This window comes from Virgibacillus sp. NKC19-16 (genome assembly GCF_021560035.1).
GTDB classification, from domain to species: Bacteria; Bacillota; Bacilli; order Bacillales; family Amphibacillaceae; genus Virgibacillus_L; species Virgibacillus_L salidurans.
In genome coordinates, this window is the sequence record NZ_CP074373.1 from 2064239 (window position 1) to 2078699 (window position 14461).

Genomic DNA, 14461 nt, shown 5'->3' on the forward strand with positions numbered 1-14461 from the left:
TTCAGGAACTAGAACCAAATATGCATTTCTATAGAATCAATAGAGAACTACAACCATTTATCTTGTATAGTTCGCAAAATTATCAACATCCACCTTCTCGTGTAATGCCGCATTAATTCCGTTTGCAATTACATCCGCCATGTCCTTCATAAAACCATCCACTTCTTTTGGTGTGACCATTAAATTATGCCCAATGGGTGTCAATACTTCGTCTATTAATTTCCTTTTTTCTTCCTCTGATAGACCACCTAGCACCCCAAGGAAGGTTTTTCGTTTTTCCGCGTCGGGCAGATCGTCTTCACTGAATTCCTTATGTCCAAATGATAAACTAGCTGGGGCTAATGATTTGGAAGGTTTATCCTTTTCGTTCATTTCCCTACCAAAATGTTTTAACAGAAAGTCTATCGTATCACTTGTAATCGTTACAGCATCAACAACAGTTGGGACGCCTATTGCCATAACTGGTATTCCTAATGTATCCTGACTTAATTCTTTCCGCTTATTCCCGACCCCTGAGCCTGGATGTATACCTGAATCAGACAGCTGAATTGTTTCATTAATGCGCTCAATGGATCTTGATGCAAGTGCATCAATCGCAATAATAAAATCCGGGTTGAATTTCTCCACAATACCGAAAATAATATCACTTGTTTCAAGCCCTGTTACCCCCATAACACCAGGTGTTACAGCTGCCACGGAACGATATCCTTCAGAAACCGTTTCATGCTCCATTTGAAATAAATGACTTGTTACAAGTATCTTTTCTGCAGACATCGGACCTAATGCATCCGGTGTTACATTCCAATTGCCAAGACCGACGATTAATCCTGTGCTGTCTTTAGGTATATTATTTTTTTCCATTAATTGTTCTAACTCTTTCGCCAGGATTTTTGCTGCTGATTCCTGTCTGTCTGTATCCTGTCGTTTAACACCATCTGCATAAATCGTAATATAAGATCCGGCTTTCTTATTTATTAATTCGCCGCCCTCCTCGTCAATTTCAACATAAGACACTTTTATATTATCTTCCTTACGTTCTTTTACTGTTACACCTTTAATTTGTTTTTCCTGTTCTTCCTTTTTATCGGTTTCTGCATACATATCCCGTGCTTCTATTGCTAAATCCGTTCTAACTTGAGGGATTTTTTTCTCATCTTCCATCATAACTAAACATCCTTTCTTCCAATCCTTAGTAATAGAATTCACATCTTGTTCAAAAACATACAAATCATATGAAACATAAGCTACTTGAAAACATGGCCTTCCTTTGGTAAAATATCTCTTGTTCAGAAGTTATTATTATAAATAAGGATGATAAACTTATGAAAGAATTTATTTTCATCAGGAGGTGAAATCATGGCTAATATAAAATCAGCAATTAAGCGTGTTGATACGAATAATAAAAAGCGCGAAAATAACCAAGCACAAAAATCAGAAATGCGTACACAGATCAAACATGTAGAAAAATTAGTTGCAGCGAATGATATAGAAAACGCTAAACTCGCATTACAAGAAACAACAAAACACATTGATAAAGCTATTCAAAAAGGGGTTATCCATCAAAATAACGGAGATCGTCAAAAATCCCGCCTAGCAAATTTGGTGAATAGCGTTAGCGCATAATAAAAAAACGATCCAGTTATTTGAGGTCACTGAAAAAGTCCAATTGTATTAAATATTAGCCCATCTTTCTTCCGATTTTTGAAGAAAGATGGGCTGATTTATTGTACAATAATAGTAATACATAAAAAATGAGGGATTGGATGATTGAACGTCAACTGTCGATGAATCTGAGTAACTATGCAGGATTATATGATGCCATTATTCCAAAGGATCATTTACTAAGAGAAATCAACGAACTTGTTGACTTTACCTTTATCTATGATGAGTTAAAAGACAAGTATTGCCATGATAACGGCCGGAATGCCGTTCATCCGATTGGTATGTTTAAATATCTTCTTTTAAAAACCATTTATAATCTTTCTGATACTGACTTAGTAGAACGCGCACGCGTGGACATGTCCTTTAAGTATTTCCTGGAGATGGCTCCTGAAGAAGAGGTTATTGATTCAAGCCTATTGACGCATTTTCGCCGTAAACGTTTGGGAGACGAAAACCTCCTTGAACTCTTACTTGGCAAAACAGTTGAAATCGCTGTGGAAAAAGATATCATTCAATCAAAAGCAATCATTGTAGATGCAACACATACGAAGTCAAAATACAATCAACTGACACCACAGGAAATACTTCGCAATCGTTCGAAAAAGGTACGCAAAGAAATCTACTCGATTGATGAGTCCATGAAAGAAAAATTCCCCAAGAAACCCCAATCCGATACGATTGAGGATGAACTTGCCTACACACAAGAACTAGTCGATGTCATTGAGGCGGAACCGGTGCTTCAAGAATATCCCAAAGTGAAAGAACCGTTGAACCTTCTCAAAGAAACAATGGATGATGATGTCAATTTTCTTCAGCACTCTGAAGACCCAGATGCACGTGTAGCACACAAATCCGCGGATTCCAGTTTTTTCGGATATAAAACGCACCTGGCCATGAGTGAAGAGCGTATTATTACGGCAGCTACAGTGACAACTGGCGAGAAAAACGATGGGAAGCAACTTCAAACCTTGATCGAAAAGAGTGAGGAAACGGGAATGTCCATCGATACGATTATTGGGGATGCAGCTTATTCAGATAAGGATAATATCAGATACGCGATAAAAAACGAGCTGGACTTGGTTGCCAAGTTAAATCCAAATGTATCGCACGGTAGTCGTGATAAAGATGATGCGTTTGAATTCAATAAAGATGCGGGGATGTATGTTTGTCCAGCAGGGCATATGGCTACAAGAAAAGCGCGTGTTGGAAAAAAGGGACAGAACAAAAATCAAACACAAACGTACTATTTTGACGTAGAGAAATGTAAACGTTGTCCTCTCCAAGAAGGATGCTATAAACCTGGTGCTAAATCAAAAACCTATTCGGTAAGTATTAAATCAGAAGAGCATCAGAAACAAAGGGAATTTCAAGAGAGTGAGAAATTTAAGGAAAAAGCAAAAGAACGTTATAAGATTGAAGCAAAGAATAGCGAATTGAAACATAGACACGGATATGAGGTTTCCTCATCTTCGGGTCTTGATGGCATGTATTTACAAGGTGCGATGGCAATCTTCACCGTCAACTTAAAAAGAATCCTGAAGCTGATCGAATAAAATGAAGACTGAATACGCCCCCTCGCTTCAAAAAAGCAGCTGTTCCGGAAAAAATAAATCCGGAACAGCTGCTTTTTTGAATGTGGAATCAGTCTAATTTATAAAATTAGACAGTTCTTCAGTGACCTCAGTTATTTGGATCGTTTTTTTATTGCTTAGATGCTTGTACCAATTCATATAATAATAACTCAAATGCTAATTCTTTCTCCATTCCTCCTTTTTTCATCACGGCATCCGTATTCGCTAGCTTATCCATAATATCCTGCAATCTTCTAACAGTGAAATATTTTTCCCTTTTTAGTGCAATTTTAACAACATATGGATGTACACCAAGCTGTTTTTCCATTTGCGGTTGGCTATAGCCTTTTGCTTTCAAAAGCTTTACACGCAACATTATTCGAAACTGAAACGCCAACAGGCCAATCAATGCAATCGGTTCTTCTTTCATTTTCTCAAGATCCTTGTAAACAGCCATCGCTTTATGTAAATTGCGTTCAATAACAGCATCCGCAAGTCTTAGTGAAGATCCATTTGTTGTATGGGAAATTAAATCCTCAGCAATTTCTCTCGTTATCGTTCCATTTTCACCAACAAAGGTAGCCATTTTTGTTAATTCGCTTTCGAGTAGATGCAGATTTGCTGATAATTCTGTATCAAATATTTCATATGCATCATCTGCAATTGTTACATGTAGCTGGCCGGCAAGATTTTTAAGCCACTTTACCACTTCATATTCTTTAATAGGCTCACATATCGCAACAGTTGCATTTTTTTTAAGGACTTTACTTATTTTTTTCCGCTCATCTATTTTTTCATATTGGGCAATTATTATCAGAATAGAATAATCAACTGGCGATTCCAGGTAATGCTTTAATGTATCCAGATCATGTTCGAAGGGAACTTTATCCGGCTTCGACTTTAAAAATCCCGGGTTATTTGCAATAATCAATTTTCTCTCCCCGAATAAGGGATATGTCTCTACATCTGCAATAACTTCCTGTATGGGTGTTTCCTCCAGATCGTAGGTGGATTGATTATCCAGGTCACCGGCTAATACTTCCTTAGTAAGTTGCTTTTTTAGATTCTGTATGAAATAGGATTCAGATCCGTATAGTAAAAAAACCGGGGATATATTCTTCTTTTTCACTTGTTGCAATACTTCCAAATATGTCACATTATCCCCTCCATTTGTGTATATAACCAATATTAAAACGGAACCTGAAGAATAGCAAGGATATTTAGAGGGAAATTTTGACCCAATTTCCCTCTAAAATCTATATAAACGTTTAAAATATAGCCCTAGGAACTACACGTTAAACGATGTTTGTGTTATTTATATTATCCTGTCTAAGTAAAAGTATAGATGTTAAGTCTTTCTAGAAATGCCAGAAGAAAAACGTAAAACAAATTTCATCCAAAAGTGGATTTTTCTTAGCATTTAATTTATACTAGTGTTATATATAGGAGGGATCGATGTGAACGAATTTGAACAAAATCCGCAGTCCAAAAATCATGATGTATCTGATTCGATTAAAGGATTTGCCTTCTCATTTATTTTCTTTATGTTGATTTTTGTTATAGGTGTTGTTGTAAGCGTCGTTGGGCAATAAGATATGAACACCACAACAGAAGATGTTAATGCTAACAAAGAGACTGGATAAATTTATACATACAGTCTCTTTTTGTATTGCGTATGATAACCTATGGCAGATACTTGAAAAATGTTCCTTCCTTATCCTTGAATCGATACTGGACTGCTCCGTCCATGTCTGTGCGTAATAGATCTACTCCTTCCTCTTTTAGTGTTTCCAATACATCCAATGACGGATGGCCATAGGAATTATTTTCTCCTACAGAAATTAGTGCATAATCAGCATTAATATGCGATAAAAATGCCTCATCTGTAGATGTGTCGCTTCCATGATGAGCAACCTTCAATACATCGACAGGCAAGTTTTGATACGTTCGTATGATTTCTTTTTCTTCACTTTTTCCAATATCACCAGCAAAGAGCCAGTATTTACCACCAAATGCCGTATATAAAACAAGGGAATTTTCATTTGCTGAAAAATGATCTTTATATGGTGCAAGTACATAGAATTCCTTTCCATTTACCTCCATTATTTCATTACGACCGGCTTGTTGTATTTGAACTCCATGATTATACCAACTTTCGGCTGTTTCCTGACTAAGTTCATAAAAATTACTAATTATTATTTTCTCAACATCCATTTCCTCGATCATAAATGGAATACTACCAATATGGTCTGTGTCCTCATGGGATAAAAAAACAGCATCTATTTTATTGATTCCTCTTGAATGCAAATACGGCTTAATGATTTGTTTATAAACACTATCTGTTGGTTCCATATCTCCAAATGAGAAGCTGGCACCTGCATCAATAAAAATAACGCCTTGCCGATATGGCAACTCAATAACAAAGGCATCACCTTGACCAATATCGAGCATCGTAACCGTTCCCACTGGGGAAACATATGGTCGAATAGCAGCACACATAATTAAAATCGTTATACAGGAGCCATATATAAATGCTTGCTTTAACTTTTTGTGTTGAAGATTTCTCATGAAGATAAAGAATAAAATGTAATATATTACAGTAATACCAATTGGCAATCCACCAATAATCCAAGGGAAACTCATGTGTGCGTCCACAAATTCAATAAACCCGATCACTATTTTGTTAATAGAAACAAACAAAGCATCAAAAATCACGGTAAAAACCGGTGGCAACGGTGTTAACAGTAATAATATAAACATCAAAGGTATTACAAATAGAGAAAAATATGGAACAACAATCCAATTTAAAAGAACGGATAATGGTTGAAAAGTTGAGAAGTAGGCTAACAAAAGTGGTAAAATCATCATTTGCGAAATAAATCCGATTTGAAAAATCTGCATATAGCGCGTACTCGTATCAGAAATCCATTTCCTGGATAAAATCAACCCAAACGTAACGATAAAAGATAATTGAAATCCAACATGATACACCACATATGGATCAAATAAAATGAGTAGTAGGAATACAACACTCAATACATCTGTAACACTAAACTTTAATTTCGTTTTACTTAAAATAATGAAAATCAAAACCATTGTACTTGCCCGCCAGACAGATGGTTCTCCTCCAGCAATTAAAGCGTATACCGGCAGGAAGAATATCATAATCCACTGCGCCTTTTCTTTCGTGACAATATTCAGCTTAATGAGCATAAAATATATTAAACCAACAACTAATCCTACATGCAGACCTGAAATTGCTAGTATATGGGATAAGCTCCATCTTTGAAATAGTTCAACAGTGTCTTCACTTATACGACTGTCATCCCCTAAAACCAATGCACTTAGCCAAGCAGCGGTTTCTATACTTAAATTAGAATCTATTTGGTTTAGCAATTTATCACGGAGCGTATATATCCGATGAAGAAATGTCGATCCTTCACATTGTATATCATCTAATGTGTTAACAATCAGCTGATAGTAAATATCATTAGTTAATAGATAATTACGATAATCAAATTGCCCCGGATTCCTACTCTCTTCAGGGATCTCCATACTACCTTGCAGGATACATGTTGCACCATATTTTATCGTTGAATTTTCTTCTAATGAGGGGGGTTGATCCTTGTTTTCTGGAAAATAAACGATGATTGTCTTACTTTCAGATTCGTAATCCTGAAATAGAAAATCAATTTTCTCCGTTGTGGTGTTTACCGGACCTATTATCTGTCCTGTATGTTGAGTTGATTCTGGGGGTGGCTTTACATTCACCCCATCAATGGAGGGAATGTACAGGATAAAAAAGAGGAAAAAGGTTAAGGAAATGAAGATTGGCACTTTCCCTAACCGTTCATAGTAATATAAATAAAATAACCATAAGAGAAAACCGGCTATAAACCAATAATTATTGAATACAATTGTAAGTATACCTATTGCTACTGAAATCGCGGTAAAGTGCCAATATCCTTTCACTTATCTCGTCACCTTTATATTAAATTTTAAATAACTCCTCTGCTCTATGCTTTAACATAGCTAACTCTTGATCACTGCTACCGGCTGCTCTTTCCATTTTCTCAAGCAGCTTTTTAACAAGTTCAGCTTTCTCCTGATAGGTTGTATCTACTGCCAAATAATCCAACTCCACTTTTTTGGTTTCAACACCTGCTTCTTGAAACAGTTCAATCGCATAGGAATGATTTTTATAATCTTCAGCATAATATACGGTGTTTATCCCACTTTGAATAAGCTGTTTACAGCACTGCAGGCAAGGAAAGTGGGTTACATATAGATCGGCGTTTTCTGTTGGTACACCAAATTTTGCACATTGCAGCAATGCGTTAGCTTCGGCATGTACGGTACGAACACAGTGGCCGTCAATGACATAACAACCCTCGTCCATACAGTGAACACTGCCGGAAACACTTCCATTGTACCCTCCAGCTATTATTCGTTTTTCTCTTACAATGGTGGCACCTACCATCAGTCTTGGACATGTGCTCCGTAGTGCTAACAGATGGCTTTGTGCCATAAAATATTGATTCCAAGCTATTCTTTCCATTTCGAAAACCTCCTTTACGTTCTACTTAGCATTCTACATACTAGTGTCGTGGACACTTGTCCATAACAAACGATTTTATCCTAGTTTAAATTCAGAGTTATTTTCCGTCAATATACTACGGAATTTGAATATCATCACGAAAATTGTCAAGCGTTTTCTCCCCAATACCGGAAATTTCAAGTAAATCTTCTTCTGTTTGGAATAATCCATGTTCATCCCTATATTGTATAATAGCCTGTGCTTTAGAGGGGCCAATTCCATTTAGGCTTTCCATTTCCGCTTGTGTAGCTTGATTGATTTTTACCTTCCCGGATTCAGAACTTCCACTACCCCCGCCATTTGCCTCTTCTCCCTCTTTCGGAATGATAATAATCATTTCATCCTGAACCTTTTGCGCAAGATTTACTTGCGTTTGGTCTGCATCTTCCGTAAAACCTCCAGCTGTTTGAATAACATCATTGACACGCGACTGGCTATCCATTTCATAAACGCCCGGGGTCGTTACAGCCCCTTTCACATCAACAATAGCTATCGTTTCATTTTGGACGTCTGCATTATCTTGTTCAGCTGCGACGTCCAGAGATGAAGTAATAGTATCAAATTCTGTCTCGCTTTCTTCGACACTATCATCTCTAGTGAGAAAAAGAAAAATGCCAACTATTCCAGCAATCGCAATAAAAAATGCTCCTTTTTTAAGTAAGTCAACCAATTCATGTCACATCCTTCTTGATAAATTGAATGGGAAAGCACGACCGGGGGCGTGAAGCAAATGCGAGGTTAATCCGATTATATACTAAATTCGACATGATTTTGTATAAATCCTTTAAAAAAAATAAAGATCGGGAATTTTGTATTATCCCGATCTTTTTTCAGCTAAAAAGAAAATTCTCTCTGCTTTTTCATCGATAAATTCATTTTTCAAGGTGAAATCAGCATATATTTTTATATTTTCAAACCCTGCATCCAACAATATTTCCTGAAAAAATGAAATAGAATACGTACGCTGATGATGATATTCGTCAAATCTCTCATATTTTTCACCATTTAAGGCAAAAAATGTTAAATCATGATGCATTTCTCCAGGCATGTCTCCTTCCGAGCAAAACCAGATATAGGAAGCATCTTCGGTGACATCTGCAAATGTTTGATTTATCAAATGATGTTCTACATGGTACATTGAATGAACATCAAAAATAAATAAACCCCCATCTTTCAACGCATCCACTACCCTGTTGAAAACATTTCTCAATTCTTGTTCCGTCGTAATATAATTAATGACATCACAATAACTAATAGCTGCGTCAAGATTATTGAGCCCCTGCATCTCCCTTAAATCCTGGCGCATCCATTGAATCCTTAAGTCTTCTTCGCTTGCTTTATGTTCAGCGTAGGTAAGCATCTCTGTGGAGTAATCCAGTCCGGTCATCCGGAATCCCAACTCCGCCAGTTTTGTTGTAATTTCTCCTGTTCCACAACCTAAATCAGCGATGTGTTCAATTTGTTTCCTGGATTGTGTTACTGCTGCCCTTGTGAACTCAGCCCATTTATCGTATGGGGCATGTGCCATTAGTTTGTCATACACATAAGCCATTTGGTTATATGCCATTATTTAGCCTTCTTGCCCAATGTTTAATTCTACTCTAGCGGCATCGCCCCATAGGCGTTCCAAATTATAATAACTTCGCTCGTCCTTATGAAAAATATGACACACTACATCACCGGTATCGACAAGTACCCATCTACCATGCTCCATTCCTTCCATACGCTTAATTGTATAATTCCTTTCATCCATCGCATTTTTAATCGATCTGGCAATAGCCTGTACTTGTCGTTCTGTATTACCATGACAAATCAGGAAATAATCTGCCACAAGTGAAACCTGATTCATATCTAGGGCAATGATATCCTCTGCCCTCACATCATCACAAGCTTCTGCAGCAACTTGAATAATTTCTTTATTTTCCATTTACGAATTACCTCCATCTAAACGTCTAGTTAAATCATTATATGCATGAAATGTGTCTGGATAAATCGTTGCCTTTTTTTGCATTAAATAATGAATCGAGTTCCGTATTGCCATCCAGCATGCATGTCTTAAGTCTTCTCTTGCCAATTCCCTTACCTCATTAATTCCCGGGAAACTTCTACCTGGTTCAATATAATCTGCTAAATAAATAATCATTTCTATTTTGCTCATGTATGCTCTTCCGGTCGTATGATAATGAATAGCACGCTGTATTCCTGCATTTTTTATTCCAAATTCCTTCTCCACAAGGATTGCACCAACAGGGCCATGCCATAATTCATGATGATAATGAAGTAAATCCTTCTGCAAGTGGGTACTTTCTATCCACCTTTTTAATTCATCCAATGGGCGCTGTTTCGCATAATCATGAAATATGGCTGCGATTTCTATTTCTTCCTCAGGTTCATGGTATAAATCTGCAAGAATGACCGCAGTCTCAGCTACCCGTAAGGTATGGTCAAATCTTTCCTTCGTTAAATGAGGTTTTACGAGAGTAACTGCTTCATCTATTTTCATATAATTGCTTCTCCTTAATGTAGGAATAAACGGTTTCTGGTAGTAAATAATGAACCGACTTTCTATTGCATAGCCGATTTCTTATAAACGTTGATGATAAATCAATCATTGGTATATCCACTTCCACAATTGGATAGGGGGTCTTTAGATGATAGCCTGGCCTTTTCACACCAACGAACGTTACCAGGTTCATAAGTTTATCAATCCGGTCCCATTGTGGCAGGTATTCAACCATATCTGCACCAATTATAAAGTAAAAATCAATCGACGGATACGCATCTCTTAATGCTTTCATTGTATCAATCGTATAGGATTTGCCTAAACGTTCCACTTCAATTGCATTCCATGTAAAAGAAGGATTTGCTTCTATAGCACTTTTCACCATATTAATTCGATCTTCCACGCTCGACTTTGCTGATGTCTTATGTGGAGGCGTATAAGATGGGATAAACCAGACTTCCTCTAAATCAAGTGCGAGCCGTGTTTCTTCCGCTATTATCAAATGCCCCAGGTGAGGCGGATCAAATGTTCCTCCTAAAATACCGACACGTTTCATCTTAGGTCTCCTTACTTGGATCATCTTTATGGGAGCTTAATTTGCTTGTTCTCTGCTGATTCCTTATACAATACAATATTATTGCCGATAATTTGAACAATTTCTGCTCCTGTTCCTTCAGCCAATTGTTCAGCAACTATATCTTTATCATCCATGCTGTTTTGCAGAACACTTACCTTCATCAATTCTCTTTTTTCCAAGGCATCATTGATCTGTTCTACCATATTCTCATTTACCCCCGATTTTCCAACTTGAAAAATGGGCTTTAATTGATTAGCTTCTGCTCGCAAAAATCGCTTTTGCTTTCCTGTTAACATATTATCTTCCTTCCAAATGTCGTTGTAGATGCTCATCCATATTTCCTATTGGCACTTTCCTGCCTGTCCATATTTCAAAAGCATATTGTGCTTGATACAGGAGCATTGTATGCCCAAAGTGCAAGCCAGCACCTGCATCTCGCGCCTGTTTTAAAAGTTTGGTCTCCAGTGGCTGATAAATAATATCACTGACAATACTTGGAGATTTAAGCTGGTTTAGTCGAAATATAACCTTCTCATGATTTGGCTTCATTCCAACCGATGTTGTTTGAATGATGACATCATACTCCTGTAGTATCTCCTCAGCCTGTTCCAATGATAAAACGGCAGTTGTTGTAAAATTTCCTTTTAATTTTGCTATTTCGGCGGCCTTTTCTGTGGTTCGATTTGTTATATCGATATGCAAAAATCCCGCTTGAACTAGGGCATAATATATTCCTCGTGTTGCGCCACCGGATCCAATTAGAAGAATTCGTTTTGATTTATCCAAGTGGAAGTCCGGAAATTTACTCTCTAATGATCGTAAATACCCTGCCCCGTCTGTATTATAGCCTATCCACTTGCCATTACGGTTAACAACCGTATTTACTGCTCCAATTTTCGCAGCGTCTTCGTCAATGTCATCCAAAAACGAGATGATCTTTTCCTTATAGGGAACCGTAACATTAAACCCATCTACCTGATCATCCATTAATCGCTTGAGCTTCCTAGAAAAAGAATCATCCGGTGTTATCTCATAAATCGAATACATGCCTTCCAAGTTAGCCTTGTTCAGAAAGCTTTGATGTATCCATGGTGAAAGTGAATGTTTTATTGGATATCCAATAAGTGCAAACTGATATACCATAAGCTCCCCTCCTAAAGCAATGATTTTCGAACCGATATAGCAGCATCTTTTGGACTATGTGCAATAACAGATACGTCTTTTCCCTCTATACTTACCCAGCCAAGTCCCGGGAATACAATATCTGTTTTATCTCCTGTAATACGAAAGGTGCTTTCAGTCATACGTGGCAGGCTTTCGAGCGTTTTCGCATTAGGTGGTGACAAAAGACCACCAATATGATTCTCATAAAGCTCATCCGCATTCTCCAATTTCGTCCGGTGTATTGGCAGCTGATTCGAAAAGTAACATACAAAAGACGCCCTGTCCCCTTTGATAAAGTCCAGCCTGGCCAACCCGCCGAAGAATAAAGTCTGGGAACTATTTAATTGATAGACCCTCGGCTTAATTTCTTTGTTCGGTGTAATCAATTTTAAATCCTTGTCTGAAACATAATGTGCCATCTGTTGTTTATTAACGATACCAGGAGTATCGATTATGGAAGTTTTATCATCCAATGGGATCTCGATAAACCCAAGTGTTGTTCCAGGGAAGTAGGATGTTGTAATAACGTCATTTTCCCCACTTGTTTGTTTAATTAATCGATTAATAAATGTAGATTTTCCTACATTGGTCGTACCTACAATATAGATATCCCTGTTCTCACGGTAATCCTCAAGCTGATGCGTTAATTCTTTTATCCCGTGACCTTGCGTTGAGGATATCAAAAAAACATCACTCACAGTAACGCCAGCTTCTTTTGCTTGAGATCTAAGCCATTGCGCAAGTTTTCGTTTATTGGTGGATTTCGGTAATAGATCAACTTTATTTCCTACTAATACAATTGGATTATCACCAATAATTCTGGGGAGGCTCTTAACCAAACTTCCATCCACATCAAATATATCAATAACATGTACAACTAAACCATCAGTATTTCTGATACTGCTAACCATCTGCAGGAAATCATCGTCTGTGATCGAAACCTCCTGCACTTCATTATAATGTTTCAGTCGAAAGCATCTTTGACATAATACATTTTCCTTTGCAAGTGAAGAGTTCGGTATGTAGCCGCCCATATCCGGGTTTGAAGTTTGAATCTGAGCACCGCATCCCTGACAATAGATAGTTTCCAACAATTATTCCTCCCAGCTTATCTTACCTTTTTTACGCATATAATTTAGAATTCGTCGCTCGATCTGTCGGTTCACCCTTGTTAATTTTCCATCTGACTGTACAATCGGAATGACTAAAATAGTATAAAAACCAGCAATGTTCCCACCAAGAACATCTGTTAATACCTGATCTCCTATAACTAAAACTTCTTCCTTTTCTAACTCCATTTGTTTAGCTACTGTCTTAAAGGCCCGGCTTAATGGTTTTCGGGCACTATACACAAATGGTGTTCCTAATGGTTCGGAGAAGATTTTTACCCTTTCCTGCTTATTATTTGAAATGATTGTGACTTTAATATCATGCTCTTTCATAAGCTTAAACCATTGTATCACTTCTGGGGTAGCATCTTTAACGTCCCAAGCTACGAGCGTATTATCGAGATCTGTAATAATCCCTTTTATCCCTTTTTCTTTTAAAAACGCTGGTTGAATATCAAATATACGTTTAACATGTTCATTAGGCAAAAAGTTTTTAAACACTGCTTACACCTCATTATTTCCTTTCAAAGCAATAGATACATTATATACCAATCCTATAATAACTTTACCAATTAATAAAGGAAAACTTATAACTTATGATCATCCTAGTTTAAAAAATGCGTTTTAACTGCCATCTTTTTTAAAAAACCGTTCGACAAATTCCTTCATTCTTCGCAATGTGGATAACTTTGTTCACAAATAGTAAGTTGACATCAAGGTATTTATGAAGAATAATAACTTCTTGTGCACAGGTTATCTACAGGCTTCTGTAGATAACTTTTACCTTGTCCAGATCATAGAATCATGGTAAATTATTATTAGCTTATAACTGGAATTGATCCTTTTTAGGAGGGCTGTATTTATGGAGCATTTGTCAGACGCGCTACTGTTGGAATCCTATCACAAAGCAAATGAATTAAATCTAAGCCCTGATTTTCTTGCCTTAATTGAAGAAGAAATTCATAGAAGACATTTAACTCACAAATTAGGAAATACAAGATCAGGTCAGTACACATCAATAAAATAATAGAAAATGAAGCCTAGCCAAATCAATCACCAAAAATCATGAATAGAGTTGACTCCAAACGACTAATAATAACCACGTTTGGCAGTCAGCTTTTTTGGTATAAGCTGAGATATGGATAAGAATAGTCTCTTAAAAATTTCATTAAATGTTCACATTACCTTTAGAAAGGCCTTTCCTCCCTATTTTTGATGGTTATGATGAATCTTTTATTCCTCTTTTTAAACTTTTTTCTACCTATTTAATTATTGATT

General features: G+C 36.9%; 17 protein-coding genes. 4 read left to right on the forward strand and 13 right to left on the reverse strand.

The window, feature by feature from the left end; translation table 11 throughout:
• Positions 1-57: 57 nt before the first annotated feature.
• Positions 58-1161, reverse strand: coding sequence for a GPR endopeptidase (gene gpr / locus KFZ58_RS10680; RefSeq protein ID WP_235794727.1), 1104 nt, complete (start codon positions 1159-1161; stop codon positions 58-60).
• Positions 1162-1356: 195 nt separating this feature from the next.
• Here gpr and rpsT point away from each other — a divergent pair, with 195 nt between their 5' ends.
• Both rpsT and KFZ58_RS10690 read left to right on the forward strand, forming a co-directional pair.
• Positions 1357-1623 carry a 30S ribosomal protein S20 gene (gene rpsT / locus KFZ58_RS10685; RefSeq protein ID WP_235791299.1) on the forward strand — a complete coding sequence of 89 codons (267 nt, stop codon included), beginning with the start codon at positions 1357-1359 and terminating at the stop codon, positions 1621-1623.
• Positions 1624-1763: 140 nt separating this feature from the next.
• Positions 1764-3215 (forward strand): IS1182 family transposase, encoded by a 1452-nt coding sequence (locus KFZ58_RS10690; protein ID WP_235791300.1) that lies wholly within the window; start codon positions 1764-1766, stop codon positions 3213-3215.
• Positions 3216-3363: 148 nt separating this feature from the next.
• On the opposite strand, the gene holA is transcribed toward KFZ58_RS10690, so the two are convergent.
• Positions 3364-4389, reverse strand: a complete 1026-nt coding sequence (holA, locus tag KFZ58_RS10695) for a DNA polymerase III subunit delta (protein ID WP_235791301.1) — start codon at positions 4387-4389, stop codon at positions 3364-3366.
• Between the two features lie 301 nt (positions 4390-4690).
• Between holA and KFZ58_RS10700 the strand changes: the two genes are divergently transcribed.
• The gene (locus tag KFZ58_RS10700) at positions 4691-4825 is read left to right on the forward strand and encodes a YqzM family protein (protein WP_235791302.1); all 135 of its coding nucleotides are present in this window, start codon (positions 4691-4693) and stop codon (positions 4823-4825) included.
• Between the two features lie 91 nt (positions 4826-4916).
• On the opposite strand, the gene KFZ58_RS10705 is transcribed toward KFZ58_RS10700, so the two are convergent.
• From KFZ58_RS10705 to KFZ58_RS10755, 11 genes are all read right to left on the reverse strand, one after another.
• The gene (locus tag KFZ58_RS10705; RefSeq protein ID WP_235791303.1) at positions 4917-7205 is read right to left on the reverse strand and encodes a DNA internalization-related competence protein ComEC/Rec2; all 2289 of its coding nucleotides are present in this window, start codon (positions 7203-7205) and stop codon (positions 4917-4919) included.
• Positions 7206-7224: 19 nt separating this feature from the next.
• Entirely contained in the window at positions 7225-7791 is a 567-nt protein-coding gene (locus tag KFZ58_RS10710; RefSeq protein ID WP_235791304.1) for a ComE operon protein 2, read from the reverse strand.
• Between the two features lie 115 nt (positions 7792-7906).
• Positions 7907-8500 (reverse strand): helix-hairpin-helix domain-containing protein, encoded by a 594-nt coding sequence (locus tag KFZ58_RS10715; RefSeq protein WP_235791305.1) that lies wholly within the window; start codon positions 8498-8500, stop codon positions 7907-7909.
• A 144-nt stretch (positions 8501-8644) separates the two neighbouring features.
• Positions 8645-9397 (reverse strand): class I SAM-dependent DNA methyltransferase, encoded by a 753-nt coding sequence (locus tag KFZ58_RS10720; protein ID WP_235791306.1) that lies wholly within the window; start codon positions 9395-9397, stop codon positions 8645-8647.
• Positions 9398-9400: 3 nt separating this feature from the next.
• Complete coding sequence (gene rsfS / locus KFZ58_RS10725; RefSeq protein WP_235791307.1) at positions 9401-9757, reverse strand: ribosome silencing factor; 357 nt, start codon at positions 9755-9757, stop codon at positions 9401-9403.
• Entirely contained in the window at positions 9758-10333 is a 576-nt protein-coding gene (yqeK, locus tag KFZ58_RS10730) for a bis(5'-nucleosyl)-tetraphosphatase (symmetrical) YqeK (RefSeq protein ID WP_235791308.1), read from the reverse strand.
• On the reverse strand, positions 10320-10889 hold the full coding sequence (locus KFZ58_RS10735; RefSeq protein ID WP_235791309.1) for a nicotinate-nucleotide adenylyltransferase: 570 nt from the start codon (positions 10887-10889) through the stop codon (positions 10320-10322). The genes yqeK and KFZ58_RS10735 overlap by 14 nt, the downstream gene beginning before the upstream one ends.
• 26 nt (positions 10890-10915) lie before the next feature.
• Positions 10916-11206 (reverse strand): ribosome assembly RNA-binding protein YhbY, encoded by a 291-nt coding sequence (gene yhbY / locus KFZ58_RS10740; RefSeq protein WP_235791310.1) that lies wholly within the window; start codon positions 11204-11206, stop codon positions 10916-10918.
• A 1-nt stretch (position 11207) separates the two neighbouring features.
• A complete protein-coding gene (aroE, locus tag KFZ58_RS10745; RefSeq protein ID WP_235791311.1) occupies positions 11208-12053 on the reverse strand; it encodes a shikimate dehydrogenase in 846 nt (281 codons plus the stop codon).
• 11 nt (positions 12054-12064) lie between these two features.
• The gene (gene yqeH, locus KFZ58_RS10750; protein WP_235791312.1) at positions 12065-13165 is read right to left on the reverse strand and encodes a ribosome biogenesis GTPase YqeH; all 1101 of its coding nucleotides are present in this window, start codon (positions 13163-13165) and stop codon (positions 12065-12067) included.
• A 3-nt stretch (positions 13166-13168) separates the two neighbouring features.
• The gene (locus KFZ58_RS10755) at positions 13169-13684 is read right to left on the reverse strand and encodes a YqeG family HAD IIIA-type phosphatase (RefSeq protein ID WP_235791313.1); all 516 of its coding nucleotides are present in this window, start codon (positions 13682-13684) and stop codon (positions 13169-13171) included.
• A 361-nt stretch (positions 13685-14045) separates the two neighbouring features.
• Between KFZ58_RS10755 and KFZ58_RS10760 the strand changes: the two genes are divergently transcribed.
• Positions 14046-14210, forward strand: coding sequence for a sporulation histidine kinase inhibitor Sda (locus KFZ58_RS10760; protein ID WP_235791314.1), 165 nt, complete (start codon positions 14046-14048; stop codon positions 14208-14210).
• Positions 14211-14461: the final 251 nt, after the last annotated feature.

What these genes read in the sequence shown, in the direction of transcription:
- aroE (WP_235791311.1), bottom strand. Translation starts at nt 12,053, where the DNA reads ATGGTATATCAGTTTGCACTTATTGGATATCCAATAAAACATTCACTT.
- yqeK (WP_235791308.1), bottom strand. Translation starts at nt 10,333, where the DNA reads ATGAAAATAGATGAAGCAGTTACTCTCGTAAAACCTCATTTAACGAAG.
- KFZ58_RS10735 (WP_235791309.1), bottom strand. Translation starts at nt 10,889, where the DNA reads ATGAAACGTGTCGGTATTTTAGGAGGAACATTTGATCCGCCTCACCTG.
- rpsT (WP_235791299.1), top strand. Translation starts at nt 1,357, where the DNA reads ATGGCTAATATAAAATCAGCAATTAAGCGTGTTGATACGAATAATAAA.
- KFZ58_RS10690 (WP_235791300.1), top strand. Translation starts at nt 1,764, where the DNA reads ATGATTGAACGTCAACTGTCGATGAATCTGAGTAACTATGCAGGATTA.
- gpr (WP_235794727.1), bottom strand. Translation starts at nt 1,161, where the DNA reads ATGGAAGATGAGAAAAAAATCCCTCAAGTTAGAACGGATTTAGCAATA.
- KFZ58_RS10760 (WP_235791314.1), top strand. Translation starts at nt 14,046, where the DNA reads ATGGAGCATTTGTCAGACGCGCTACTGTTGGAATCCTATCACAAAGCA.
- KFZ58_RS10710 (WP_235791304.1), bottom strand. Translation starts at nt 7,791, where the DNA reads ATGGAAAGAATAGCTTGGAATCAATATTTTATGGCACAAAGCCATCTG.
- KFZ58_RS10720 (WP_235791306.1), bottom strand. Translation starts at nt 9,397, where the DNA reads ATGGCATATAACCAAATGGCTTATGTGTATGACAAACTAATGGCACAT.
- yhbY (WP_235791310.1), bottom strand. Translation starts at nt 11,206, where the DNA reads ATGTTAACAGGAAAGCAAAAGCGATTTTTGCGAGCAGAAGCTAATCAA.
- rsfS (WP_235791307.1), bottom strand. Translation starts at nt 9,757, where the DNA reads ATGGAAAATAAAGAAATTATTCAAGTTGCTGCAGAAGCTTGTGATGAT.